Here is a 25,146-nt window from a genome sequence, read left to right on the forward strand (position 1 = left end):
GGTGCGCCCCCCGTACGGTGGTGGGGTGCACCGGTTTCTCCTGACCCCGCGCTGGTGGGGGATCAACGTCTTCGTCGCGCTCGCCATCCCCTTCTGCCTGTTCATGGGCACCTGGCAGCTCGGCCGCTTCGAGGACCGCGTCGGCGACCACCGGGAGGCCACCGACCGGCGGCCCGACGAGCAGGCCGCCGCGCCGCTGGACTCGCTGCTCCCGGTGGACAAGAAGACCTCCGGACGGCTGGCTTCCGCGGCCGGGGTGTACGGGGAACAGCTGCTGGTCCCCGAGCGCGATCTCGACGGCAGGAACGGCTTCTACGTCCTGAACCTGCTCAAGACCGACTCCGGCAAGGCCCTCCCGGTGGTCCGGGGCTGGCTGCCGGGCGACGCGGACGCGGCGAAGGCGCCGGCCGCGCCGGGCGGTCGGGTGGAGGTCACCGGGGCGCTCCAGGCGTCCGAGAACTCGGGGACGAAGGGCGTCCACGCGCAGGGCGGCCTGCCGGCCGGGCAGCTCGGGGTGATCGGCGCGGCGACGCTGGTGAACCTGGTGCCGGAGCCGCTGTACGACGCCTGGCTGACCGTGCGGACCCCGTCGGACGGGATGCTCGCGGTGCCCGCGAAGGCACCGGACAACACCGGGCTCGACCTGAAGGCGTTCCAGAACCTCGGCTACACCGGGGAGTGGTTCGTCTTCGCCGCCTTCGTGCTGTTCATGTGGTTCCGCTTCTACCGGCGCGAGGTGGAGACCCTGCGGGACGCGCAGGCCGGCCTGGTGCCGGAGCGGCCCCGGCCGGCGGCTACGGCTTCGACGGCGTCGGCAGGGGAATGACGCCCGTCCGGTAGACCGTCCCGCCGCAGGCCGCCGGGATCGTGGCCTGCGTCGTGGGGGCGCCCGCCGCCGGCGTGTGGGACACCTCCACCCCGGTCGGTACCGGGTCGGGGCCCGCGCCCAGCGGGTCGGAAGCCGGGGCACCGGCGCCCGCGGTACCGGCCGCGCCGCCGTCGCTCCCGGAGGGCTTCGCCGACGGGTCGGCGGTCCCCGCCGGGCAGGAACGTTCCGAGGGCACCCAGGCGAACCGGACCTCGTACGCCGCGTTCGGCTGGAGCACGACCACCGGGGACTCCGCGGACGGGTCGGGCAGCAGCGCGCTCGCCGGGTCGCCCGCGGTGTGGTCGACCACGGCCACCGCCGCGCTCCGCCCGGGCGGCCGGGGGGTGGTCGCGGGGGCGGCGGTCACCGTGTCCGGGCCGGAGGCCAGGCAGCCCCGGTCCGAGACGTTGGTGACCTTGAAGCTGCCGTACACCGTGCCGTCGGCCCCGGGCGTGCGGGCGCCGCCCCGGACCCCGAGCTGCGCGGCGGTGCACTCGGGAACGCCCTGCACCGCGCCGATCGGGGGCAGCTGGGAGTTGCGGCTCTCGTGGCCGGTGGTACCGGCCGAGGCGCCGCCGGTCGGGCCCGCGCCCGCGCGGTCCGTCGGGGAGCCGCTCGGGTGCGGGGCGGGACCGCCGCCGGTGTCGCCCGCCCCACGATCGCCGCCGGTGGGGGCCTTGGAGAAGGCGTGCGTCCCCGAGCCGTTCTGGTGCGGGTCCGAGGAGCCGCCCGTCTTGCCGCCCTGGGCCTGCCCGTGCCCGGCCATGGCCGGGTGTCCGGCGGCGCCGCTGCCCGCGGTACCGGTCAGGCGCAGGACCGTCGGGACGGCGGCCCCGGCCAACAGCACGGCCGCGGCCGCGCCGACGAGGGCGCGACGCTTGCGGGCGCGGCGGGCGGGGACCGCGTGGCGCAGCCGCTCCAGCGCGTGCTCGGAGGGCTCCAGGCCCCCTACGGCGCCGCTCAGCAGGGCGCGCAGTTGCCGCTCCGCCATGGCGTCGGGGCCGGCCGGGCGGCTGGTGTGGTCGTCCGTCATGACTGCGCAGCCTCCATCGCCACCCGCAGCGCGGCAATGCCCCGCGAACCGTACGCCTTCACCGAGCCGAGCGATACGCCGAGCGTCTCGGCGACCTGGGCCTCGGTCATGTCCGCGAAGTACCGCAGTACCAGTACCTCGCGCTGCCGTCGCTGGAGTCCCCGCATCGCCTTGATCAGGTCGTCGCGCTCCAACCGGTCGTACGCGCCCTCCTCCGCGCTCGCCATGTCCGGCATGGGCTTGGAGAGCAGCTTCAGGCCGAGGATGCGGCGGCGCAGCGCGGAGCGCGACAGGTTGACGACGGTCTGGCGGAGGTACGCCAGCGTCTTGTCGCGGTCGCGGACCCGGTTGCGGGCCGAATGGACGCGTATGAACGCCTCCTGGACCACGTCCTCGCAGGACGCGGTGTCGTCGAGGAGCAGCGCGGCGAGCCCGAGGAGGGAGCGGTAGTGGACCTGATAGGTCTCGGTGAGGTGGTCGACCGTGGTGCCCGCGACGACGGCTTTCCCGGCGGGCGACCCGGCGGTCTCTCCCGCGGCCCGCACGGTCGCGCTCCCGGCGGATTCCGCGCTCTCGCGGGGCGCGGGCACCCGACCGCCCCGGGTCGGCAGCGCCGCCGCCGGTACGCCGGTCGGCGGCACGGGAAGGATCATCGGGAAGCCGCCGGGTGCGGGGGAGCGACGTCGCGCGGGAGCGGTGCGCGCCGGAGCGACGGTGAAGTCGAGCAATGCCTCTGCCACGCCCGTTGGACACGCGTGGCCCCCCGGGGGTTGTACGCGCGGGGCGCGGTGGTCGGCCAATTCCCCGTTGCCCTCATGCGCACCTGATCTTCCCGTTCGCCCCGTTTATCCAGGCGGCAGTCGGGCCATCACCTTGATCAAGGGATCGTCACCGATCCTACAAAGCGATTTACGCGAATTCACCCGCGATCAGTTCCGAGATCTGCGTCGCGTTCAACGCCGCGCCCTTGCGCAGGTTGTCGGCGCAGACGAAGAACTCCAGGGAACGGTTGTCGTCGAGCGACGCCCGCACCCGGCCCACCCAGGCCGGATCGGTCCCGGCCGCGTCCACCGGCGTCGGGAACTCCCCCGCCGCCGGATCGTCCACGAGGACCACCCCGGGTGCCGTTTCCAGCGTCTTGCGGGCCTGCCCGGCGTCCACTTCGCGCTCGAACCGGGCGCGTACGGTCAGCGAATGCCCCTCCAGCACGGGAACCTGTACGCAGGTCACCGCGATCGGCAGCTCCGGCAGGTCCAGGATGCGCCGGGTCTGCGACCGCACGGCCAGCTCGTGCGAGGACCAGCCGCCCTCGCGCAACTCACCCGACCAGGGCACCACGTTCAGCGCGAGCGGCGCCGCGAAGGGCCCGGTGTCGTCGCCCACGACGCGCCGCACGTCCCCGGGTTGCTCCCCCAGCGAGGTCCCGGCGACCAGCGAGAGCTGGCGGCGCAGTGCCTCCGTACCGGCCCGGCCGGCGGCGCTCGCGGCCTGGTACGAGGAGACGGCCAGGTCGACCAGCCCGTAGTCGGCGTGCAGCGCGCCCACGGCGGCGATCATGGTGGCGGTCACACAGTCGGGCCCCGCGACGATGCCGCGCGGCCTGACCCGTACGGCGTGCCCGTTCACCTCGGGCACCACCACCGGCACATCGGGGTCGTCACGGAAGGCAGCCGACTGGTCCACGGCGACGGCACCGCGCGCCGTCACGGCGGGAGCCCACTGCGCGGACACCCCGGCCGGTGTCAGGAACAGCACGACATCGCCCGTCCCGAGGCCGTCGAAGGCGTCCTCGTTGAGCGCGAGCACCTCGGTCTCCCGGCCGCGCACGGCCAGCACCCGGCCGGCGGAGCGCGGCGAGGCGATCAGGCGGATGTCGCCCCAGACGTCGGCGCGCTGGGACAGTATCCGCAGGACGACGGAGCCGACCGCTCCGGTCGCCCCGACCACGGCGAGCGCCGGGGCCGGGGCCGACCGGGTGCCGGTCATCGTCCGGTGCCTCCGTAGACGACGGCCTCGTCGCTGTCGGAGTCGAGGCCGAAGGCCGTGTGCACGGCGCGGACGGCCTCGTTGACGTCGTCCTGGCGGGTCACGACCGAGATCCGGATCTCGGAGGTCGAGATCAGCTCGATGTTGACGCCCGCGTCGGACAGCGCCTGGAAGAACGAGGCGGTGACGCCGGGGTTCGTCTTCATGCCCGCGCCGACCAGGGAGATCTTGCCGATCTGGTCGTCGTAGCGCAGCGAGTCGAAGCCGATCGCGCCCTTCGCCTTCTCCAGGGCGTCGATGGCCTTGTGGCCCTCGGCCTTGGGGAGGGTGAAGGAGATGTCGGTGAGCCCCGTCGAGGCCGCCGACACGTTCTGCACGATCATGTCGATGTTGATCTCGGCGTCCGCGATCGCGCGGAAGATCGCCGCGGCCTCGCCCGGCTTGTCCGGGACGCCCACGACCGTGATCTTGGCTTCGGAGACGTCGTGCGCGACTCCGGAGATGATGGCGTGCTCCACCGGCTCGTCCCCTTGCGGATTCTCGTTGCTGACCCAGGTGCCCGGCAGTCCGGAGAAGGACGAGCGGACGTGGATCGGGATGTTGTAGCGGCGCGCGTACTCGACGCAGCGGTGCAGCAGCACCTTGGAGCCGGAGGCCGCCAGCTCCAGCATGTCCTCGGAGGAGATCCAGTCGATCTTCCGGGCCTTCTTCACGACGCGGGGGTCCGCGGTGAAGACGCCGTCGACATCGGTGTAGATCTCGCAGACCTCGGCGTCCAGCGCCGCGGCCAGCGCGACGGCGGTGGTGTCCGAACCGCCGCGGCCCAGCGTGGTGATGTCCTTGCTGTCGGCCGACACACCCTGGAAGCCGGCGACGATGGCGATGTTGCCCTCGTCCAGCGCGGTGCGGATACGGCCCGGCGTGACATCGATGATGCGCGCTTTGTTGTGGACCGAGTCGGTGATGACACCTGCCTGGCTGCCGGTGAACGACTGGGCCTCGTGGCCCAGGTTTTTGATCGCCATGGCCAGCAGGGCCATGGAGATCCGCTCTCCCGCCGTCAGCAGCATGTCGAACTCACGACCGGCAGGCATCGGGGATACCTGCTCGGCGAGATCGATCAGCTCGTCCGTCGTGTCGCCCATCGCGGATACCACGACGACCACCTGGTGGCCGTTCTTCTTGGCATCCACGATCCGCTTGGCGACACGCTTGATGCCCTCGGCATCGGCTACGGAGGAGCCTCCGTACTTCTGCACGACAAGGCCCACGTGCGCTCCTCGCTCAATCCATTACTGCGGTCAGTCACGCAGTCTAACGAGCGACCGGAATCCGACCGCCACGTACCACATCATGAGACCACCCGGAAGCGGCCGGCCCGGTGGCCCCGGCCCGGTCATGATCCGTCAGGCCCCCCTAGGCGCGCCCGATGCCGCCCAGTTCCTGCGCCATGACCTCGCCGGCCTGCTCCGCGAGGTCGTCCTCGGCGAGGTCCTCGTCCGTGTCCAGGCCGTCGAGGGCGTCCAGCGGCTGGTCGAGGCGCACGTGGGCGACCAGCGACTGGAGCGCGCGCAGGGTGGCCGAGGCCGTCGAGCCCCAGTTGGAGAAGTAGGAGAACTGCCACCACCACAGCGCCTCGGCGGTCCGGCCCGCGCGGTAGTGCGCGAGCCCGTGCCGCAGGTCGGCCACGACATCGGCGAGGTCGTCGGAGATCCGGTGCGCGACCGGCGCCTTGCGCGGCTCGTAGGGGTCGAAGACCTCCGAGTACACGTCGACCGGGTCGAGCATGTACGCGAACCGCTCGCGCAGCTCGTCCACGTCCGGCTCGGGGCCCAGGTCGGGCTCGTACCGCTCGTCCGGCAGGACGTCCTGGTACGCGCCCAGCCGGCCGCCCGCCAGCAGCAGCTGCGAGACCTCCAGCAGGAGGAAGGGCACCGCGCTGTCCGGGTCCTCGCCCTTGGCCACCTCGGTGACCGCGACGATGAAGGAGTCGATCTGGTCCGCGATCTGGACGGCGAAGTCGTCCGGATCCTGGCCCAGAGCGTGCAGCGTTGCGTCAGACATCGAGAAGTCGCCTTCCTTCAAAGGCCCGCCCGAGCGTGACCTCGTCCGCGTACTCCAGATCTCCCCCGACGGGGAGTCCGCTGGCCAGGCGGGTGACCTTCAGGCCCATGGGCTTGATCATGCGGGCGAGGTAGGTGGCGGTCGCCTCGCCCTCGAGGTTCGGGTCGGTGGCGAGGATCAGCTCGGTGACCGTGCCGTCCGCGAGGCGCGCCAGCAGCTCGCGGATGCGCAGGTCGTCCGGGCCGACGCCCTCGATCGGGCTGATCGCGCCGCCGAGGACGTGGTACTTCCCCCGGAACTCGCGCGTCCGCTCGATCGCGACCACGTCCTTGGGCTCCTCCACGACGCAGATCACCGACGGGTCGCGGCGCGGATCGCGGCAGATCGCGCACCGCTCCTCCTGCGCCACGTTCCCGCACACCGCGCAGAACCGGACCTTGTCCTTCACTTCGAGCAGCGCGTGCGCCAGCCGGCGGACGTCGGTGGGCTCGGCCTGGAGGATGTGGAAGGCGATCCGCTGCGCGCTCTTGGGACCGACGCCGGGCAGCCTGCCCAGTTCGTCGATGAGGTCCTGGACCACGCCTTCGTACAACGGACTGCCTTCTTTCGATGTCTGGCTTTGCGTTTACTTCGATGTCTGCGTTTACACGGGCTGGAGGGTTACAGGGCCTGAGGGGTTACAGGGGCTGAGGGCGTCAGAACGGAAGGCCGGGGATGCCACCGCCGCCGAAGCCCTGGGCCAGGGGGCCCAGCTTCTCCTGCTGGAGGGCCTGCGCGTTCTCGTTGGCCGCCTGGACCGCGGCGACCACCAGGTCCGCGAGGGTCTCGGTGTCCTCGGGGTCCACCGCCTTCGGGTCGATGACGAGGGCGCGCAGCTCACCGGAGCCGGTGACCGTGGCCCTCACCAGGCCGCCGCCCGCCTGGCCCTCCACCTCGGCCTGCGCCAGTGCCTCCTGGGCCGCGGCGAGATCCTGCTGCATCTTCTGGGCCTGCTGGAGCAGCTTCTGCATGTCGGGCTGGCCACCACCGGGAATCACAGGGCACTCACTCCATAGCTACGGATGCTTCTCAACACTCGGTCAATCCGAGCCTACGTGCTCCCCGCGCGCAGCGCCCTACGCCGTGAGGACCAACTCTTTCGAGTGAGAGAGCCGGGGTGCGCGCACCTGCTGGAGCCCTCCTTGTGAGCGGAAATCGCGGGATTCGTTGTCCATCGCGCGTCATTCGAAGGTAGGAAGTGCATGCGCACCATTGCGCACACGCGCACCACCACACGTCAGCGCAGGCAGAGGGAGTGCCGGTGAGTCAGCCGGAGATGCAGCCCGAGGGCCCACCCCGGGATCCCGCAGAGGACGGCGACCTGACCGGCCGGCCGTTTCCTCTCGGGGACTGGGGCGAACCCGCCGAGCGGCTCGACGAGCTCTACCGGCGGGTCGAGGCCGACGCCCTGCGCACCGCCGAGTGGTACCTGGTGGATCGGACCTGGAAGCGGCGCGGCGCGCGCACCCTGCGGGTGGGCGCGGCCCTGGGCGCCGTCGCGGGCGCCTCGATGCCGCTGCTGGAGGTGACGGGCTCCGCGCCGGGGGCGGCCTCGTACGGCTACCTGTGCCTGCTGCTCGGTGCGGCCTGCCTGGCCTGCGACCGGTTCTTCGGCCTGACCTCGGGCTGGATGCGGGACGTGGCCACGGCGCAGGCCGTACAGCGCCGGCTCCAGACCCTCCAGTTCGACTGGGCCTCGGAGAACGTACGGGAGGTCCTGGGCCCGACCGAGGGCACGGCGAGCGAGGCGGCCGAGCGCTGCCTGACCGTCCTGCGCCGCTTCTCGGAGGACATCACGGAGCTGGTGCGCTCCGAGACCGCGGACTGGATGGTCGAGTTCCGGGCCGGCCCGGCCCCGCTGGTCATGCAGTCCCTGGGCGCCGCGGCCGGCCGGCCGGAGCCGGGCATCCCCCCGGCGCGTTTCGCCCTCCCCCCGGGCACCCGCCCGAACATGCCGCGCCAGCGTCCCCCGGAACAGCCCCGCTGAGGCCGGGCCGGGGGCACGACCGGCGCGCTCAGCTGAAGATGATCATCGAACCCTGGCCCAGGCTCCGGGTCGCCGCGGCGTGCAGTCCGAGCCACACGTGCCGTTCCCGGGCGAAGGGACTCTCGTCGTACGGCATCGGTCCCGCGGGCTCCTCCAGGGACGTCGGACGGCCCGGCGGCGCGGGCGCGGCCGGCGGATTGCCCGGGTCTATCCCGATGGCGGGCGCCACGAAGGCCAGCTCCCGCAGCAGCCCCTGGGCGGAGCCCAACGGTCCGCCCCCGGCCAGCAGCTCCTCGTTGGCCAGCGGAGCGGGGAAGTCCACGGGCACGTAGGCCCCCGCGTGGTCGTAGTGCCACACGAGGTGCGACTGCTGGGCCGTGGGCTCGAACATCTCCAGCAGCTGCTCGTAGTCACCGCCCAGCTCGTCCACCGGCGTGACCGGGAGCCCGCAGATCCGGAGCAGGTACGCCCGGCGCAGGAAGTGCAGGGCGTCGTAGTCGAAACCGGCCACCGGGGCGACGTCGCCGCTGAGGCCCGGCATGTAGGCGAACACCGGGACGGACGGCAGGCCCGCCGCGCCCAGCGCCTTGTCGTACGAAGCGATCTCTTCCGCGAAGGGGTTGTCGGGGCTGTGGCACAGCACGTCGACAAGGGGGACCAGCCACAGGTCACAGGCCACGCGGGCTCCGATCAGTCGTTGCCGCCGATCGGGCCAGCGTAGTGCGCCGAACACGCTCCGCGAAGGGGTCGGTGGGCACCGGCCCACGGCGGGCCGGCGGGGTGGGGGGTGCGGGGGTGTGCGTGGGGCGTGGGCAGGGCGGGGGTGGGCGTCGGCGGGGTGGGCGCCGTTACAGCCCGGCGGCCCAGTCCAGCCCGTGCTGGTTGTAGGCGTGCACGATGCGGCGTACCTCCCGGGCGTCCGACCGCGTCACCGCGTCCACCAGCTCACCGTGGCCGTCCCACAGGGCCCGCCGCATCTCCGCCGCCGTCGCCTTCTGGAGGTGGGGCACGGAGAAGACCCAGCACTGGACGCGGATGCGGTGCAGGAACTCGGTGATGTAGGTGTTGCCGACCAGCCCGCTCAGCTCCCGCCAGAAACGCAGGTCGTAGCCGATCAGGATGTCGAGCGAACCGCTCCGCGCGGCCCGCCGGGCCTCCTCGGCGCGGCGGCGCACGGAGACCAGCGGCTCGGCGGAGCCGACCGCGGTGCCGCGTTCGACGAGCCGGCGGAAGATCCCGTCGACGACCAGGACCCGGGCCTCGACCATGCCCCGGAAGTCCTCGACGCTGTAGGTGCGCACCCGGAACCCACGGTGCTGCACCGACTCCAGCAGGCCCTGGGCCGAGAGGTCCACCAGCGCCTCGCGCACGGGGGTGGCGGAGACCTCGTACTTCTCGGCGATCTGCTTGACCGTGAACTCGGTGCCGGGAGGCAGGCGCGCCGCGAGCACCTCGTCGCGCAGCGCGTCCGCTATCTGCTGACGAAGTGTGTTGCGGGTGACAGCTCCGCTGCCTGGCATAGGGGTCCGTCTCCTCCGTGGGACTTCGGACACCTTAGACCGGCCGGTCCGGCCGAAACCGATCGGTGGGCAGGCAATAAACGGACATAGCGCCCGAACATCGGACGCCATGTCACGCGGATCGCGGGCGGGGGCGCGGGGGTGGGCCCGGGCCCGGGCCTGGGCGTGTGCGGGGGCGTGTGCGGGGGCGCAAGGTCGCGTGCGCCAGGCCGGGTGCGCCGGGTCCTGTCGCCTAGCCGGCCGTCGTGTGGCGGTCGGCGACCTCCAGCGCCGCGTCCAGCAGGGCCAGACCCTCCTTCGCCTCCGTCTCCGTGACGGTGCAGGGCGGGACCACATGCGTCCGGTTCATGTTCACGAAGGGCCACAGACCGGTGGCCTTGCAGGCGGCCGCGAACTCGGCCATCGGCGCGTTCGCGGCGCCGGCCGCGTTGTACGGGACGAGCGGCTCGCGCGTCGCCTGGTCCCGTACGAGTTCGACGGCCCAGAAGGCACCGAGGCCCCGGACCTCCCCGACCGACGGGTGCCGCTCGGCGATCGCGGCGAGCCCGGGGCCGATCACGTCCTCCCCGATGCGGGCGGCGTTCTCGACGATGCCCTCCTCCTCCATCGCGTTGATCGTCGCGACGGCGGCGGCGCAGGCCAGGGGGTGGCCGGAGTAGGTCAGGCCGCCCGGGTAGGGGCGGGTGGCGAAGGTCTCGGCGATCGCGCCGGAGATGGCCACGCCGCCGAGCGGCACGTACCCGCTGTTGACGCCCTTGGCGAAGGTGATCAGGTCCGGGGTGACGCCCCAGTGCTCGGCCGCGAACCAGGTGCCGGTGCGGCCGAAGCCGGACATGACCTCGTCCAGGACGAAGACGATCCCGTACCGGTCGCAGAGCTCGCGCACGCCCGCGAGGTAGCCGGGCGGCGGGGTCATGATCCCGGCCGTGCCCGGAACGGTCTCCAGGATGATCGCCGCGATGGTCTGCGGTCCCTCGAAGACGATGGTGTCGGCGAGGTGGGCGAGGGCGCGCTCGCACTCCTCGGCCTCGGTCGTCGCGTGGAAGGGCGAGCGGTAGAGGTAGGGGCCCCAGAAGTGCACGACACCGGCGGCGGCCGTGTCGGAGGGCCAGCGGCGCGGGTCACCGGTGAGGTTGATCGCGGCGGCGGTGGCGCCGTGATAGGAGCGGTAGGTGGAGAGCACCTTCTGCCGGCCGGTGTGCAGCCGGGCCATCCGGACGGCATTCTCGACGGCCTCGGCGCCACCGTTGGTGAAGAAGATCTTGTCGAGGTCGCCGGGGGTGCGCTCGGCGATGAGGCGTGCGGCCTCGGAGCGGACGTCCACGGCGAAGCCCGGGGCGAGGGTGCAGAGCCGGGCGGCCTGCTCCTGGATCGCGGCGACGACCTTGGGGTGCTGGTGGCCGATGTTGGTGTTGACCAGTTGGGAGGCGAAGTCGAGGTAGCGGTTCCCGTCGTAGTCCCAGAAGTACGACCCCTCGGCGCCGGCGACGGCCAGGGGGTCGATCAGGGCCTGGGCGGACCAGGAGTGGAAGACGTGGGCGCGATCGGCGGCCTTGACTGCCGCGCCGGTGACATGAGGGGTCATGCGGTCACGCTAGAAGTGCGCAGGTAGGGCGGTACATCGGCGGACTGTATGGGGGTGGCCGTCCGTCCTCGGCAGTCTGTCGGCGTCGCGCGCGGGGATGGACAGCTTCCTGCCAAGATGACAGCATGTTGTCATATCGGCTGGGCTCCGGTCCCTTCCGGTCCTTGCGCCAGTGCATGCGAGGGGCCGATGCATGCGAGCACCCGGCCACAGCGCGTGGCGGCCCAGGGGAGTCGGGGCCGCACTCACCAGGAGGCGAGCACCATGAGCGACACCTCGCGCGGGACCCCGCGCAAGCCGGTCCACCTGGCGGTGTACGACACGTACGCCGACTGGGAGAGCGGCCACACCACCGCGCACCTCGCCCGGCGCGGCCACCGGGTCCTGACGGTCGGTCCCGCCGCCGGGCAGCCCGTCACCACCATGGGCGGCCTCCGGATCCGGCCCGACCTGCCCTTGGCGGACCTGCGCCCCGAGGACTCTTCTCTGCTGATCCTCACGGGCGCCGACCTCTGGGACACGGGGGACGACCTCGCGCCGTTCGCCGCGAAGGCGCGCGAGTTCCTGGCGGCGGGAGTACCCGTCGCGGCGATCTGCGGAGCGACGGCCGGTCTCGCCCGCGAGGGCCTGCTGGACGGGCGTCGACACACGAGTGCGGCAGCGGCGTACCTGGCGCCGCAGCCCGGTTACGCGGGCGGCCCGCACTACGTCGAGGCCGACGCGGTCACGGACGGCGACCTGATCACGGCGGGGCCGACCGAGCCGGTGGCATTCGCCCGCGAGGTCTTCGCCCGGCTGGAGGTGTACCCGTCGGAGGCCCTGGACGCCTGGTACCGACTGTTCCACGACTCGGACGCCAGTGCGTTCCCGGTCCTGATGGCCGCCACGGCCTCCACAGCCTCCACGGAAGCGAACTCCGCCGATGCCTGAGCCGGGGCACGTCGGCGCGCCGGTCGCCCCGGAGCTTTCCGTACGGGGCCGGCAGGACCTGCTGAGCCGCGCCGCCCTCGGCGTCTTCCGGCTGAACGGCCAGTTCCTGGCCGTTTCGGAGGATCTCGCGCGCCCGGCCGGTCTGACGGCGGCGCGCTGGCAGGTGCTGGGCGCGGTGCTCCGCGAACCGCTGCCGGTCGCCGGGATCGCGCGGGTCATGGGCATCACCCGCCAGAGCGTCCAGCGCGTCGCCGACCTGCTCGCCACGAACGGGCTCGCCGAGTACGTGCCGAACCCCGCCCACCGGCGCGCGAAGCTGCTGCGACCCACGGAGGAAGGGCGGGCGGCGATCGCCCGTATCGCGCCCGGGCACGCGGCGCTGGCCGGGCGGCTGGCCGAGCAACTCGGCGAGGACGCCTTCGCGGAGGCGGTCCGCGCCTTGGAACGGCTGTCCGCCGCGCTCGACGTGCTCGACGCACTCGATGCCGGGGGCGCACGGGGCGCACGGGGTGCGGGCGGCGCCCCGGAGTAGTCCGACGCCTATTGTGTCGAAGTCAATAAGCCTGCAGGCAAAGCTTGTTGCCTGCCGGGACCCCGTCGCAGACTGCCGCACATGGAGCCGTTGAACGTAGTGGCACGACTGTGGGAGCGGATCGAGGCACGCGACTGGGACGGCATCGGCAAGTTGGTCGCCGAGGACGCGGTGATCGAATGGCCGGTCAGCGGTGAGCGCATCGTGGGCCGGGCCAACTTCATCGCCGTCCTCGCCGAGGACGACGACGGGGACGACGACGGGGACGGGGTGGCCGTGGAGGTCCTGCGCCTCCTCGCCGACGGGGACCTCGTCGTCACCGAGGTGGAGATACCTCAGGACCACGTGGTCTACCGGGCCGTCTCGCTGTGGACCGTGCGGGACGGGGAGGTCGTCGGGGCCCGGGAGTACTGGACCAGCCCGGGACAGGACCCGGCGCCCCGCTGGCGGGCGGGGTACGTCGAACCATTGGTGGCGGACTGAGACGCGAAGACGGAGCCACGGTCGGCATGGCGGGCCGAGTCGAGGTCGCGCCACGGGCCGGCTCGGAGGTCGAGGTCCGGGCCGAGTCGCGGTCGAGTCGGAGGTGCCAGACTGGCCGGGTGTACCCCCAGCTCCTCACCGCTACCGGCGTACTGGCCCTTTTGACCCTCGTGCCCGGGCCGGACATGGCGATCGTGACGAAGCGGGCCGTCTCGCGCGGTCGCGCCGACGGGCTGCGCACGGTCGGCGGGATCGCCCTCGGCCTGCTGCTGTGGGGCGCCCTCACCGTCGCCGGGCTCGCGGCGCTGCTGGCCGCCTCCGCCGAGGTGTACCTGGTGGTCAAGCTCGCGGGTGCGGGCTACCTCTGCTTCCTCGGCGTCCAGTCGTTGCGTCACGCGGGCGGCGGGCCGGCCGTACTGCCCGTACCGGACGAGGCGGCGGCGCCGGGCGGCGGGCGCTCGGGCGGCGGGCGGGCTGACGGGCGCTCGGGCGGCGGGCGGGCTGACGGGGGCGGCGGAAGCGCCTGGCGCACGGGCCTGATCAGCAACGCGCTCAACCCGAAGATCGCCGTCTTCTACACGGGCCTGCTGCCCACGCTCGCCCCGGCCGGTCTGCGCCCGGCGGCGGGCATGGCGCTGCTGGTGGGGGTCCACGTCCTGCTGACCCTGCTCTGGCTGGGCACGTACGTCTACGTCCTCTCCCGCGCCCGGCACTTCTTCGCGCGCCCGCGTGTCCGCAGGACCCTGGACCGGGTGACGGGTGCGGTCCTGATCGCCTTCGGCGTCCGGGTGGCGACGGCGGCCTCGTAACCCGCCGCCGGACCGGCCGAGCCAAGTCCCGTGCTGTCGGTCGACGCTGAGGGGCCGTCACCAGGCAGGTCACCGGTCCGCAACATGGCTCGCAAGTAGCCCGTCTCATACCTGAGAGCTACCTGGGAAGGCCGCTCCACAGCGGGACGCCGACGAGGCAGGTCGGTTCCTAACTTCGGCACCAGAGAAGAGCACCAGGCTCTCCGGACTCCGAAGGACACCCTCATGAACACCACTGTCAGCCGCCTGCGCCGCACCCTGCCGGCCGGCCTCATCGCGGCGGCCGTGGTGTTCCCCGTCTCCGCCGCCGCCTCCCCCGACGTACCGGCGCCGAAGCCCGCACCCTTCACCGCTACGGCCACCCCGCACACCCGGTACGCCGCGAACCTCGACAACATCGCCGTGGCGGCCCGGATGGCGCAAGGCGCGGGGCGTACCGGCCGGGCCGCGAAATTGCGTGCCATGGCTGCGGGTGCGGGCGGGGGCGGGTTCCTCGCCTTCGACGGTCGGGGCAAGGGCCGGGCCGTCGAGGTGCTCGGCGATCTGGAGAGCGCCGACCGCGTCACGGTCCTGGTACCCGGGTCCGACACCACGCTGGACAGCTACCAGAGATTCCGTGCCGGGGCGGTCGCCCTTGAGCAGCGCCTCCAGGCCGAGCACCCGAACTCCGCCGTGGTCGCCTGGCTCGGGTACGACACCCCCGGCACGGTCAGCACCACGGTCCTGACGACCTCCCGCGCCGACGAGGCCGCCGCCCAACTGGGTCCCTTCCTGTCGGACATGGAGGCCCTCAGCCGCCCGGACACCCGGATATCCCTGCTCTGTCACTCCTACGGTTCCGTGGTCTGCGCCCGCACGCGTACCGGCCCCAAGGTCACCGACCTGGTGCTCTACGGCAGTCCCGGTACCGGGGCCGATTCCGCCGCCGCGCTGCCCACCCGGGCCCAGGTGTGGAGCGGGCGGGGCAGCCGCGACTGGATCGGCCGTGTCCCGCATGTGCGGCTCGGCGGCGTCGGGTTCGGCACCGATCCCGTCGACCGGGCCTTCGGCGCCCGCTCCTTCAACGCCGGGGACGCGGGACACAGCGACTACCTGAAACCGGGCACCGCGTCCCTCGACAGCCTGGCCCGCATCGTGCTGGGACCGCCTCCCACGGCAGTCCCGCTCCCCGGGAACGCGACCACGCCCGCCACCATGCCGGAGGTCCGTCATGCGTAACGCCTACGCACGTTGGTCCCGGCTCGCGGACCGCGTTCATGCCGAGACCCCCGCTTCCCGAGACCGCTCCGTGGACGCGTTGCGCGCCCTGGCCATCCTCGGTGTGGTGCTGGGCCACTGGCTCGTCACCGCGCTGACCGCGGCCGACGGGGGACTGAGCACCACGAGCCCGTTGACGCGCATGCCCTGGCTGGCCCCGGTCTCCTGGGTGTTCCAGACCCTCGCCGTGTTCTTCCTCGTCGGCGGCCATGTCGCCGCCCGGGGGTACGCGTCGGCCCGGGGGCGTGGGATTCCGTACCGCACCTGGGCAGGGCAGCGGCTGGGCCGGCTGTTCCGGCCGGTGGCCGCGGTACTCACACTGTGGGGCGTCGCCTCCGTCGGGATGCTGCTCGGCGGGGTGGCACCGGACACCCTCCACACCCTGCTGAAGCTCGTCTTGTCCCCGCTGTGGTTCCTGCTGGTCTTCGCGGCGCTCACCGCCGTGACGCCGCTGGTGGCGCGGCTCAACCCGGTGTGGCCCTTGGTCGTGGTCGCCGGGGTGGATGTCTGGCGGTTCGGCTTCGGGAGTCCCGAATGGATCGGCTGGGTCAATGTCCTCGCCGGCTGGCTGGTTCCCTTCACACTGGGCGCCGCCTGGTCCAGGGGCGCGTTCTCCCGCCGTGCCCCCGCCGTGGTCTTGCTCGCGGGAGGCTCCATGGCCACGGCCGCACTGGTCCTGTGGGGTGGGTATCCCGCGTCGATGGTGGGGGTGCCGGGCGCCGCGATCTCCAATTTGAACCCGCCCACGCTCGCCGCCGTGAGCTTCGGCCTGGCCCAGTGCGGGCTGGCCCTGCTGGTCCGTGCGCCGCTCGCCCGGACCATGCGACGGCCCCGGGCGTGGGCGAAGGTGGCCTTGCTGAACCTGTCCGCCATGACGGTCTTCCTCTGGCACCAGACCGCGATGATGGCCGTCACCTCCCTCGGGCTTCTCGTCTCGGCGGACCTGCCCGGCCTGCACACCGTGCCCGGCTCTCCGGAGTGGATAGCGAGCCGGCTGCTGTGGCTGCCGCTGTTCGCCGCCGCGCTCGCCGTCTGCCGGCTGGCGTTCCACCGGTACGAGCAGGGCGCGTCCCGGCGCCGCGCCCCCGTCGTCGGAGCCCCGCCGGTCTCCCGCGGTCTCCGAGGGGGTCCGATCAAGGAAGTCAGCCATGCCTAGGCTGGCCGGTGTGAATGCGCAGAGCGAGTCTTCGGGCCCGGCCCCCGCGACGGCCGGCCGTGCGCGGGACGGTCTGGCACGGGAGTTGTTCACCTTGCGGAAGGATCCGCTCCCACCGATGGCGCGGCCCCGTTGGCTGGCCCGGTTGCCCCACGTCCTCGTCGTGTACGTGGCGGTGTTCTTCGGCGCGCTCACCTCGGCACAGCTCCAGGACCACTACGACGTCCACGACCCGAGCATCGTCCTGCTGTCACTGTTCACCGGCTTCGCCATCGTGATCGCCATGTTCCGACCCATCGCCGCCTGGTGGCTGGGCCTGATCAGCGCCGGTTTCATCGCCTGGACGATCCGCGACCACGTCGGACAGGGTCAGACCTGGCCCTGGACGGGCATCGGCCCGTTCGCCTCGGCGTCGCTGATCCTGCTGGTCGCCCTGCGCGTACCGCCCCGCGTGACCATCGCGGTCACCGGTGTCTCCGTCGCCTGCACCATCGTGGCCGAAGGCCTCTTCAAGCCGGAACACAGCCGGAGCAGCATCGTCATGGCGCTCCTCGTCTTCGGTTTCGCCGCGCTCCTCGGTTACGCGCTCCGGGCGACGCGGCTGGCCCGTCGCCAACTCGTCGCACAGGAGACCCTGACCGAGGAGGAGCGGGCGCGGCGCACCCTGCTGGAGGAGCGCAGCCGCATCGCCCGTGAGCTGCACGACGTGGTCGCCCATCACATGTCGGTGATCTCCATCCAGGCGCAGGTCGCACCGCACCTGGTGGAAAACCCGTCGCAAGAGCTGAAGGAGAACCTGGCGGGCATCCGGGAGAACGCGCTGGAGGCCCTCACCGAACTGCGCCGCGTGCTCGGTGTGCTGCGCTCGGAACACCCCGACGATCCGGCGAACCCGCACCATCCGCAACCCACGCTCGCCGAACTCGACGCCCTCGTGGACAACGTGCGCGCTGCCGGGTTGGAGGTCACCACGGAGATAGCGGGCATACGCCGGCCGCTGACCCCGGGCACCGAGCTCACCGCGTACCGGATCGTGCAGGAGGCGTTGAGCAACTGCCTGCGCCATGCACCGGGTTCCCGGGTCGAGGTGGGGATCGCCTACGGGCCCCGCGAGTTGCACCTGTGCGTCGCCAACAGCGCACCGACGCGCGCGGCCGCGCCGTCCCCCGGGACCGGACACGGGCTGCTGGGAATGCGCGAACGGGCGGGCATGCTGGGCGGTGAACTGGCCGCCGGCCCGCGTCCCGGCGGCGGGTACGAGGTGAGCGCCGTACTGCCCATGGATCTGCCCGGGAGCGCCGCGTCCGGGACCGACGAGACGGAGAGCACCTCATGACCGCCCCGATCAAGGTGATGATCGCCGACGACCAGATGATGGTGCGGCAGGGTTTCACCGTGCTGTTGAACGCCCAGCCCGACATAGAGGTCGTCGGCCAGGCCGTGGACGGCGCCGAAGCGGTGGCGAAGGTCGCCGAGCTTGGCCCCGACGTGGTGCTGATGGACATCCGCATGCCCGGCATGGGCGGCATCGAGGCGACGTCCGTCATCACCGCCGACTCCGCGTCCGCCGTGAAGGTGCTCGTCCTGACCACCTTCGACCTGGACGAATACGTCTACGAGGCCCTGCGCGCCGGGGCCTCGGGGTTCCTCCTCAAGGATGCCTCGGCGGACCAGCTCGCGGAGGCGGTACGGGTGGTGGCGGCCGGTGAGGCACTGCTGTCGCCGAACATCACCAAGCGGCTGATCACCGAGTTCTCCCGGCTGGGGGCACCCCGGGCGCCGTCCCGGGCGCGGATCGACGAGCTGACGGAGCGGGAGACGGAGGTGCTCTCACTGATCGCGCAGGGCCTGTCCAACGCGGAGATCGCCCGGCATCTCGTCCTGGCCGAGCAGACCGTCAAGACGCATGTGAGCCGCGTCCTGGTGAAGCTGGGCCTGCGCGACCGGACACAGGCCGCGGTGTTCGCGTACGAGACGGGTCTGGTCCGTCCCGCGGGCTACCGATAGACCGCCGTAGTACTTGAGAGGGAGCTCCGGAGATCCCCATCAGCGGCGACGCTGATGACGGGGACGCGGACCTACGGTTCGTACATGACCGAGACGACCGCCGGGGGGACAGCCCGGACACCGGAACTGACAATGGCTTCGGGACTCCTGAAGATCCTGCGCCAAGACCTGATCAGCGGCGCGTTCGCCTACCGGCCCCTGCCGCCTATGCGCACGGACGGCCCGCTGCTGCGGCTGCTCCCGGCGGGCATACGCGCGAAGGCCGGGTACCTTCCGCACGCCCTGGTCGGGCTCGTGGTGGTGGTCGTGCTGCTGAGCAGCAGTTTCAACACCTACGGTGTGCCACACGCCCTGCGCCTCTTCATAGGTCTGATAGCGGCGGTGCCGGTCGTGATGACGCTGGTGCGACCCATGGGGGCGTTCTGGGTGGCCTTGGGCACGACGGCGGTCCTCGCGGTCGTCCAGGACCGCGACATCACCTGGCCGTGGTCGCCGGCGAGCTTCGTCGCCTACCTCGCGGTGGTGACGGTCGTGGCCATGCGGAGCCGGCCGCGGGTGGCCTGCTGGCTGTGGGTGATCACCATCCTGTTCGGGACGGCGATGCCGGTGCTCACGAGCACCTACGAGTCGGTCAACGTGGGCCCCATGGCGTTCGTATCCGCTCTCACCCTGCTCACGGTCACCGTCCGCAACACCCGCCGCCAGGCGCAGCGGGAGGTCACCGCGCAGCAGCAGGTGACGGCCGTCGAGCGGGACCGGCGCACCTTGTTGGAGGAGCGTACGACCATCGCGCGCGAGCTGCACGACGTGGTCGCGCACCACATGTCGGTGGTGGCGATCCAGGCGGAGGCCGCGCCGTACCGGGTGAAGAATCCGCCGGCCGAGCTGGAGGCGGCGTTCGTCACCATCCGGGAGAACGCGGTGGCGGCGCTGACGGAACTGCGGCGGGTACTGGGGGTCGTGCGCTCCTCGGACTACGAGGCGCCGGACGCGCCGCAGCCGACGCTGGCCTCGCTGGACGGGTTGCTGGCCAATGTGCGGGAGGCCGGGCTGAGCGTGGAGAAGACGGTCACCGGAGCGGTACGGGAACTGCCGCAGGGGGTGGAGCTGTCGGCGTATCGGATCGTCCAGGAGGCACTGAGCAACTCGTTGCGGCACGCCCCGGGCGCGGCGGCCGGGGTGGAGGTGTCGTACGTGCTCGGCGGCCTGGGGATACGGGTCGTCAACGGCCCGTCGACGGAGAAGGTGCTGCGGTCGCCGGGCGCGGGGCACGGGATCACAGGGATGCGAGAGCGGGTGGCCATGCTGGAGGGTGAGATGACGGCCGGGGAGACGGAGGCCGGCGGGTACGAGGTGGCGGTGTTCATACCGGTGCCCCGGACTCAGGAGCGACCGGAATGACGATCAAGGTGCTGATCGTCGACGACCAGATGATGGTCCGCGAGGGTTTCTCCGTCCTGCTGAACGCGATGGAGGGTATCGAGGTGGTCGGCGAGGCGGTCGACGGCCTCCAGGCCGTCGCGCGGGTGAGCGCGCTGCGGCCGGATGTGGTGCTGATGGACATCCGGATGCCGGAGATGAACGGGCTGGAGGCGACGCGCCGGATCGTGGCCGCCGACACGGGCGCGAAGGTGTTGGTCCTGACGACCTTCGACCTCGACGAGTACGTGTACCAGGCGCTGCGGGCGGGGGCGTCGGGGTTCCTGCTGAAGGACGCGTCCGCGCGGCAGCTGGCCGAGGGGGTGCGGGTGGTGGCGGGCGGTGAGGCACTGCTGGCGCCGTCGGTGACCAAGCGGCTGATCTCCGAGTTCTCGAAGCTCGCGGAGTCACCGAAGCTCGCGGATCCGGCGGGGGTCGCCCAGCTGACGGAACGGGAGACGGAGGTGCTGATCCTCATCGCCCAAGGGCTGGCGAACGCGGAGATAGCGGCCCGGTTGGTCGTGGCGGAGTCGACGATCAAAACCCATGTGAGCCGGATCCTGGTCAAGTTGGGTCTGCGGGACCGTACCCAGGCGGCGGTGTTCGCGTACGAGACCCGGCTGGTGACACCGGGCTGAGGGGAGATCGGGCGGAGGGAAGGGGGCCGGCGGTCGCGGCGGCGAGGGTGCGGGAACGTGATCTCGATCTAGGCTGCGGGGATGCGCTTTGATCCGTGGGATGCCGCGTTCGTAGCCGACCCGTACCCCGCCTACCGGGAGTTGCGGGAGTCGGGGCGGGCGGTGTGGTCGGAGGCGACCGGCCAGTGGTTGGTGCCGCACTACGCCGATGTCAGCGCGCTGCTGCGGGACCGGCGGCTGGGGCGCACGTACCTGCACCGTTTCACGCACGAGGAGTTCGGTCGGCAGGCCCCGCCGCCGGAGCACGAGCCGTTCCACGTCCTCAACGGCAACGGGCTGTTGGACTTGGAGGACCCGGCGCATGCGCGGGTGCGGCGGCTCGTGGCGAAGGCGTTCACGCCGCGCACCGTGGAGGGGCTCGCGCCCGCCGTCGGGCGGCTGGCCGGGGAACTGGCGGGCGCCCTGCTGGCCGACGGGGGCGGCGACCTGCTGACCGCCGTCGCGGAGCCGCTCCCGGTCGCGGTGATCGCGGAACTGCTCGGGATCCCGGAGTCCGACCGCGCGCTGCTGCGGCCCTGGTCGGCGGACATCTGCGGGATGTTCGAGCTCCGCCCCGACGAGGAGACGGCGCGGCGGGCCGTCCGGGCGAGCGTCGAGTTCAGCGACTACCTGCGCGCCCTGATCACCGAGCGGCGGGGGCGTCCCGGGAGCGATCTGATCTCCGGCCTGATCGCCGCGCATGACGAGGAGGGCCGGCTCAGCGAGCAGGAGATGATCTCCACTTGCGTCCTGCTGCTCAACGCGGGCCACGAGGCGACGGTCAACACCACCGTCAACGGCTGGTGGGCATTGTTCCGCAATCCGGGGCAATTGGACGACCTTCGACGCCATCCCGAAAAGTTGTCCACAGCTGTGGATGAACTGATGCGATACGACACACCCCTACAAATGTTCGAACGCTGGGTGCTGGACGAGATCCGGATCGGGGACTCCGTGATCCCGCGCGGCGCGGAGGTGGCGTTGCTCTTCGGGTCGGCCAACCGGGACCCGGCGCGCTTCGAGGACCCGGACACGCTGGACCTCGTACGCGCCGACAATCCGCACCTGTCCTTCGGCGCGGGAATCCACTACTGCCTGGGGGCGCCGCTGGCCCGACTGGAGCTCCGGGCTTCCTTCGGCGCCCTGCTGGCGCCCGGAGCCCCGCCGCTCCGGCTCGTGGAGGAGCCCCGGTGGCGGGACGGCTACGTCATCCGGGGTCTGCGGGAGCTGCTGGTCACCTTCTAGCGCTGTGGCCGGATACCCGGCCGCCGAGCCGCCCCCGCCGGGTCAGCGCGGCACGGTGAGGGACCAGGCAGCCGGCCGCAGCGTCCAGGTGCGGCGGCGCAGCGGGCCCGTCACCGTCGCGTGATCGGCGCGGTAGCGGAAGTCCGCGCCCGATACCGTCACCGTCACGGCCCGCCGGGTCAGCGCCGCGCATCCCGCCAGCCGGACCACCACCTCCGCCGGGCCGCCCGGCTCCCGGGTGACCAGCGCGACGTCCTGCACCGGGTGGTCCACATCCGCCAGCACCACCCCGTCCGCCTCCACCCTCAGCCGGTGCACCGGGCCCACGCCCGGCTGCCCGACCGCCGGCGGGCTCGGCAGCAGCATCCGGAGCAACGAGCGGTAGCTCCGTACGGGTGGAACCTGCTTCCGCACGGGCGGCGGAATCCGCAGACCGCCCAGCACCACCCCGTCGCTGTCGTCCACCAGCAGGTCACGCACCTGCACCACCCCGTCCAGCGCCGCCCGCGCCGCCATCACCGCCGACAGCGGCACGCCCAGCGAGCCCGCCAGCGCGAGCGAACCGACGGGCCCCACCGGGATCAGCGACAAGGGCTCCCCCGACAGGTCACGCGAGCGGTGCAGCAGGGTCACCGTCCGTAGCAACGCCCGATCGTCGCCCACGATCACCGGGCGCCGATGACCCCGGCGGGCGAGCGCCCGCGCAAACTCCTCCGGCGAGTCGGGAAGAGAAACTTTCGCCGTCGCGCCGGCGCACAACACATCTTTCGCGATCCGCACGGACTCGCCGTCAAGACGGCGGGCGACCGGGTCGACGAGCACGAGCAGGCCGCCTACCGGCGCGCCCGCATGGCTCATGGTGGGCTCTGGAGCCGACACCTCGGTCCTTCCTCGGGTAGCATCTTTGTGCAAGAGGCCCTTGCGCTATTGCGCCAGGGCCTTCGTCTATTCCGGGGTACCGGTCCGACGGCTCAGCCTGCGGTGTACATCGTCGTACGCCCCCTGACCTTGGACATGCCCCATCCGGAAGAGGTGTACGCCTGTGCCCGCTCTTGTGCTGCTCGGAGCTCAGTGGGGTGACGAGGGCAAGGGAAAGGCCACCGACCTGCTCGGTGGATCCGTTGACTATGTGGTGCGCTACCAGGGCGGCAACAACGCCGGCCACACGGTCGTCGTAGGCGACCAGAAGTACGCGCTGCACCTTCTCCCTTCCGGCATCCTCTCCCCCGGATGCACCCCGGTCATCGGCAACGGCGTCGTCGTCGACCCGGCCGTACTCCTCTCCGAGCTGCGCGGGCTCAACGAGCGCGGCATCGACACCTCGAAGCTGCTGATCAGCGGTAACGCGCACCTGATCACCCCGTACAACGTCACCCTCGACAAGGTGGGCGAGCGCTTCCTCGGCAAGCGCAAGATCGGCACGACCGGCCGCGGCATCGGCCCGACGTACGCCGACAAGATCAACCGCATCGGCATCCGCGTCCAGGACCTCTACGACGAGTCGATCCTCCAGCAGAAGGTCGAAGCGGCGCTGGAGGGCAAGAACCAGCTCCTCGCGAAGCTCTACAACCGCCGCGCGATCGACGCCGCCGCGATCGTGGAGGAGATGCTCCAGTACGCGGAGCAGATCAAGCCCTACGTCGCCGACACCACCCTGATCCTCAACGACGCGCTGGACGAGGACAAGGTCGTGCTGTTCGAAGGCGGCCAGGGCACCCTGCTCGACGTCGACCACGGCACCTATCCCTTCGTGACCTCGTCGAACCCGACCGCGGGCGGCGCCTGCACCGGTACCGGTGTCGGCCCGACGAAGATCAGCCGGGTCATCGGCATCCTCAAGGCGTACACCACGCGCGTCGGCGCGGGCCCGTTCCCGACCGAGCTGTTCGACCAGGACGGCGAGGACCTGCGCCGGATCGGCGGCGAGCGCGGTGTGACCACCGGCCGTGACCGCCGCTGCGGCTGGTTCGACGCCCCGATCGCGCGCTACGCCACGCGCGTGAACGGCCTGACGGACTTCTTCCTCACCAAGCTGGACGTGCTGACCGGCTGGGAGCAGATCCCGGTCTGCGTCGCGTACGAGATCGACGGCAAGCGCGTCGAGGAGCTCCCGTACTCGCAGTCGGACTTCCACCACGCGAAGCCGATCTATGAAAACCTTCCCGGCTGGTCCGAGGACATCACCAAGGCGAAGACCTTCGCGGACCTCCCGAAGAACGCCCAGGCGTACGTCAAGGCGCTGGAGGAGATGTCGGGCGCCCCGATCTCCGCGATCGGCGTCGGCCCGGGCCGGACCGAGACGATCGAGATCAACTCGTTCCTGTAGGTCCTGCCGCAGGAGATCCGCCGGCCGGAGGGGGTCGGGTGCCACCGCGCACCCGGCCCCTTCGGCGTATCAGGTGGAACGGTGGATCAGGAGGAGGGTGTAGGTGCCGGTGACCGTGTCGTGGACCGCGGTCAGCGCCGGGGTGTTGCGGCTGTCGTGCTCGTCGAGGTCGGTGCCCTCGTCCCAGGTCCTGCCGTCGAAGACCGCGTGGCGCAGCCGGTCCTCGCGGGAGGACGGGTACACCGCGTGCAGCCTGCCGTCGTACGAGGCCACGGCCGCGCCGCGGCGGCTCGTGTGGCCCTCGCCCAGCGGGACGGGTTTGTGCCAGGTGTCGCCGTCGTAGACCGCGTGCATCAGGCGGGCGTCGTCCGTGCCGAAGCGGTAGACGAGGTGGACGCTGCCGTCGTGGACGGTGGCGGACAGGTTCGCCGGGTAGGGGCCGTTCTTGTTCCAGACGCGCAGCATGCCGTACGCGCTGTCGCCCTCGATCGGTTTCTCCCACGGTCCGCGTGCCGACCGCGCCGTCCTGTGGATGATCTTGCCGTGCCGCGGTGCGACGGCGAACAGGTGCAGCGCGTCCCGGTACGAGACCAGCGCCGGGGCGATCCCGTCCTCCAGGGCGACGGCGGGCGCCTCCGGCACCTCCCCGGCGAGCGGGGTGACGGCGATACATCGGCGGCCCGAGGGTTCGGCGAGGGTGTGCGCGAGATGGAGTGCGCCCCCGTGGGCGGTCAGGGCCGGCGTCTCGACCGCCTCGCCGAGCAGCCGTTCCTCCGTGATCTCGCCCCGCAGGACGTCCAGCAGTTCCGGCGCGTACGTGGTCACCCGCAGCGGCCGGTACCCCCCGTCCTGCCGGCGCGCGCCCCGGTGTGCGCAGTAGAGCTTGCCCTCGTTGACCGCGATCGTGGGCGCGGCCACGCACGTCCGGTCGGCGAAGACCTGGTCGGCCTGCCAGCCGCCCGCAGTGCTGTAGACGGAAAGCCAGAGCTTCCGCTCGTCCTCGTCCATGCATGCTCCCCTTCGCTCGACCGGACGGGAAACCGGGACCGTCCAGAGGGCAACGGCGGGACGTCCCGCGCCTCGATCGACCGTAGCCAGGCGGGCATCACCAGCCAACCCACCTGCCGGATACCGGCCACGCCGAAAGATCAACAAGGCCAGAACCAGCCCCTTGGGCCACTTTTGTCCCGCCCGGCCCCGCTCCTCGGGCCGCCTGCGGCCCC

General features: G+C 72.0%; 26 protein-coding genes. 14 read left to right on the forward strand and 12 right to left on the reverse strand.

Translation table 11 applies throughout. The annotated features are described in order from the left end of the window. The first annotated feature begins 25 nt into the window (after window positions 1–25). Complete coding sequence (locus ACFVXJ_RS10020; protein ID WP_389661127.1) at window positions 26–826, forward strand: SURF1 family protein; 801 nt, start codon at window positions 26–28, stop codon at window positions 824–826. Here the strand turns inward: ACFVXJ_RS10020 and ACFVXJ_RS10025 are convergent. The 7 genes from ACFVXJ_RS10025 to ACFVXJ_RS10055 all read right to left on the reverse strand — a co-directional run bounded on the left by ACFVXJ_RS10025 (window position 795) and on the right by ACFVXJ_RS10055 (window position 6,988). Further along, window positions 795–1,901, reverse strand: a complete 1,107-nt coding sequence (locus ACFVXJ_RS10025; protein ID WP_389661129.1) for a hypothetical protein — start codon at window positions 1,899–1,901, stop codon at window positions 795–797. The two genes, ACFVXJ_RS10020 and ACFVXJ_RS10025, sit on opposite strands and share 32 nt — an antisense overlap. Next, the gene (locus ACFVXJ_RS10030; RefSeq protein ID WP_389661131.1) at window positions 1,898–2,641 is read right to left on the reverse strand and encodes a SigE family RNA polymerase sigma factor; all 744 of its coding nucleotides are present in this window, start codon (window positions 2,639–2,641) and stop codon (window positions 1,898–1,900) included. Before ACFVXJ_RS10030 ends, ACFVXJ_RS10025 begins: the two co-directional genes overlap by 4 nt. Window positions 2,642–2,810: 169 nt before the next feature. Continuing rightward, on the reverse strand, window positions 2,811–3,887 hold the full coding sequence (locus tag ACFVXJ_RS10035) for an aspartate-semialdehyde dehydrogenase (RefSeq protein ID WP_389661133.1): 1,077 nt from the start codon (window positions 3,885–3,887) through the stop codon (window positions 2,811–2,813). Further along, entirely contained in the window at window positions 3,884–5,158 is a 1,275-nt protein-coding gene (locus tag ACFVXJ_RS10040) for an aspartate kinase (RefSeq protein WP_361130288.1), read from the reverse strand. The genes ACFVXJ_RS10035 and ACFVXJ_RS10040 overlap by 4 nt, the downstream gene beginning before the upstream one ends. A gap of 145 nt (window positions 5,159–5,303) precedes the next feature. Next, window positions 5,304–5,951 (reverse strand): DUF5063 domain-containing protein, encoded by a 648-nt coding sequence (locus ACFVXJ_RS10045; protein ID WP_389661135.1) that lies wholly within the window; start codon window positions 5,949–5,951, stop codon window positions 5,304–5,306. After that, entirely contained in the window at window positions 5,944–6,543 is a 600-nt protein-coding gene (gene recR / locus ACFVXJ_RS10050; RefSeq protein ID WP_361317820.1) for a recombination mediator RecR, read from the reverse strand. The genes ACFVXJ_RS10045 and recR overlap by 8 nt, the downstream gene beginning before the upstream one ends. Before the next feature lie 103 nt (window positions 6,544–6,646). Further along, the gene (locus ACFVXJ_RS10055) at window positions 6,647–6,988 is read right to left on the reverse strand and encodes a YbaB/EbfC family nucleoid-associated protein (protein ID WP_361317818.1); all 342 of its coding nucleotides are present in this window, start codon (window positions 6,986–6,988) and stop codon (window positions 6,647–6,649) included. Window positions 6,989–7,266: 278 nt separating this feature from the next. Here ACFVXJ_RS10055 and ACFVXJ_RS10060 point away from each other — a divergent pair, with 278 nt between their 5' ends. Further along, window positions 7,267–7,977 carry an SLATT domain-containing protein gene (locus ACFVXJ_RS10060; RefSeq protein ID WP_389661564.1) on the forward strand — a complete coding sequence of 237 codons (711 nt, stop codon included), beginning with the start codon at window positions 7,267–7,269 and terminating at the stop codon, window positions 7,975–7,977. A 28-nt stretch (window positions 7,978–8,005) separates the two neighbouring features. Here the strand turns inward: ACFVXJ_RS10060 and ACFVXJ_RS10065 are convergent, their stop codons facing one another. From ACFVXJ_RS10065 to ACFVXJ_RS10075, 3 genes are all read right to left on the reverse strand, one after another. After that, window positions 8,006–8,656 carry a hypothetical protein gene (locus ACFVXJ_RS10065; protein ID WP_389661138.1) on the reverse strand — a complete coding sequence of 217 codons (651 nt, stop codon included), beginning with the start codon at window positions 8,654–8,656 and terminating at the stop codon, window positions 8,006–8,008. A gap of 169 nt (window positions 8,657–8,825) precedes the next feature. After that, window positions 8,826–9,497 (reverse strand): GntR family transcriptional regulator, encoded by a 672-nt coding sequence (locus ACFVXJ_RS10070; RefSeq protein ID WP_389661140.1) that lies wholly within the window; start codon window positions 9,495–9,497, stop codon window positions 8,826–8,828. A 232-nt stretch (window positions 9,498–9,729) separates the two neighbouring features. Beyond that, on the reverse strand, window positions 9,730–11,082 hold the full coding sequence (locus ACFVXJ_RS10075) for an aspartate aminotransferase family protein (RefSeq protein WP_389661142.1): 1,353 nt from the start codon (window positions 11,080–11,082) through the stop codon (window positions 9,730–9,732). Window positions 11,083–11,346: 264 nt separating this feature from the next. Here ACFVXJ_RS10075 and ACFVXJ_RS10080 point away from each other — a divergent pair, with 264 nt between their 5' ends. The 11 genes from ACFVXJ_RS10080 to ACFVXJ_RS10130 all read left to right on the forward strand — a co-directional run bounded on the left by ACFVXJ_RS10080 (window position 11,347) and on the right by ACFVXJ_RS10130 (window position 21,597). Further along, on the forward strand, window positions 11,347–12,012 hold the full coding sequence (locus tag ACFVXJ_RS10080; protein WP_389661144.1) for a DJ-1/PfpI family protein: 666 nt from the start codon (window positions 11,347–11,349) through the stop codon (window positions 12,010–12,012). Further along, the gene (locus tag ACFVXJ_RS10085; RefSeq protein WP_389661145.1) at window positions 12,005–12,544 is read left to right on the forward strand and encodes a MarR family winged helix-turn-helix transcriptional regulator; all 540 of its coding nucleotides are present in this window, start codon (window positions 12,005–12,007) and stop codon (window positions 12,542–12,544) included. The genes ACFVXJ_RS10080 and ACFVXJ_RS10085 overlap by 8 nt, the downstream gene beginning before the upstream one ends. Window positions 12,545–12,625: 81 nt before the next feature. Then, window positions 12,626–13,027 carry a nuclear transport factor 2 family protein gene (locus ACFVXJ_RS10090; protein ID WP_389661147.1) on the forward strand — a complete coding sequence of 134 codons (402 nt, stop codon included), beginning with the start codon at window positions 12,626–12,628 and terminating at the stop codon, window positions 13,025–13,027. Window positions 13,028–13,146: 119 nt separating this feature from the next. After that, complete coding sequence (locus tag ACFVXJ_RS10095; RefSeq protein ID WP_389661149.1) at window positions 13,147–13,836, forward strand: LysE family translocator; 690 nt, start codon at window positions 13,147–13,149, stop codon at window positions 13,834–13,836. Between the two features lie 225 nt (window positions 13,837–14,061). Beyond that, window positions 14,062–15,054, forward strand: coding sequence for an alpha/beta hydrolase (locus tag ACFVXJ_RS10100; protein ID WP_389661151.1), 993 nt, complete (start codon window positions 14,062–14,064; stop codon window positions 15,052–15,054). Then, complete coding sequence (locus ACFVXJ_RS10105; RefSeq protein ID WP_389661153.1) at window positions 15,047–16,249, forward strand: acyltransferase; 1,203 nt, start codon at window positions 15,047–15,049, stop codon at window positions 16,247–16,249. Before ACFVXJ_RS10100 ends, ACFVXJ_RS10105 begins: the two co-directional genes overlap by 8 nt. A gap of 118 nt (window positions 16,250–16,367) precedes the next feature. After that, a complete protein-coding gene (locus tag ACFVXJ_RS10110) occupies window positions 16,368–17,585 on the forward strand; it encodes a sensor histidine kinase (RefSeq protein WP_389661155.1) in 1,218 nt (405 codons plus the stop codon). After that, window positions 17,582–18,256 carry a response regulator gene (locus tag ACFVXJ_RS10115; protein WP_389661157.1) on the forward strand — a complete coding sequence of 225 codons (675 nt, stop codon included), beginning with the start codon at window positions 17,582–17,584 and terminating at the stop codon, window positions 18,254–18,256. The genes ACFVXJ_RS10110 and ACFVXJ_RS10115 overlap by 4 nt, the downstream gene beginning before the upstream one ends. A gap of 54 nt (window positions 18,257–18,310) precedes the next feature. After that, window positions 18,311–19,657, forward strand: a complete 1,347-nt coding sequence (locus tag ACFVXJ_RS10120; protein ID WP_389661159.1) for a sensor histidine kinase — start codon at window positions 18,311–18,313, stop codon at window positions 19,655–19,657. Further along, complete coding sequence (locus tag ACFVXJ_RS10125; protein WP_389661161.1) at window positions 19,654–20,313, forward strand: response regulator; 660 nt, start codon at window positions 19,654–19,656, stop codon at window positions 20,311–20,313. Before ACFVXJ_RS10120 ends, ACFVXJ_RS10125 begins: the two co-directional genes overlap by 4 nt. A gap of 81 nt (window positions 20,314–20,394) precedes the next feature. Then, window positions 20,395–21,597, forward strand: coding sequence for a cytochrome P450 (locus ACFVXJ_RS10130; protein WP_389661163.1), 1,203 nt, complete (start codon window positions 20,395–20,397; stop codon window positions 21,595–21,597). A gap of 42 nt (window positions 21,598–21,639) precedes the next feature. Here the strand turns inward: ACFVXJ_RS10130 and ACFVXJ_RS10135 are convergent, their stop codons facing one another. Beyond that, window positions 21,640–22,455, reverse strand: a complete 816-nt coding sequence (locus tag ACFVXJ_RS10135; protein WP_389661565.1) for a diacylglycerol kinase — start codon at window positions 22,453–22,455, stop codon at window positions 21,640–21,642. A gap of 184 nt (window positions 22,456–22,639) precedes the next feature. Between ACFVXJ_RS10135 and ACFVXJ_RS10140 the strand changes: the two genes are divergently transcribed. Further along, a complete protein-coding gene (locus ACFVXJ_RS10140) occupies window positions 22,640–23,923 on the forward strand; it encodes an adenylosuccinate synthase (RefSeq protein WP_389661165.1) in 1,284 nt (427 codons plus the stop codon). 69 nt (window positions 23,924–23,992) lie between these two features. Here the strand turns inward: ACFVXJ_RS10140 and ACFVXJ_RS10145 are convergent, their stop codons facing one another. Further along, window positions 23,993–24,931 carry a hypothetical protein gene (locus ACFVXJ_RS10145; protein WP_389661167.1) on the reverse strand — a complete coding sequence of 313 codons (939 nt, stop codon included), beginning with the start codon at window positions 24,929–24,931 and terminating at the stop codon, window positions 23,993–23,995. Window positions 24,932–25,146 lie beyond the last annotated feature (215 nt).

Source organism: Streptomyces sp. NPDC058279 (assembly GCF_042881255.1).
Classification (GTDB): domain Bacteria; phylum Actinomycetota; class Actinomycetes; order Streptomycetales; family Streptomycetaceae; genus Streptomyces.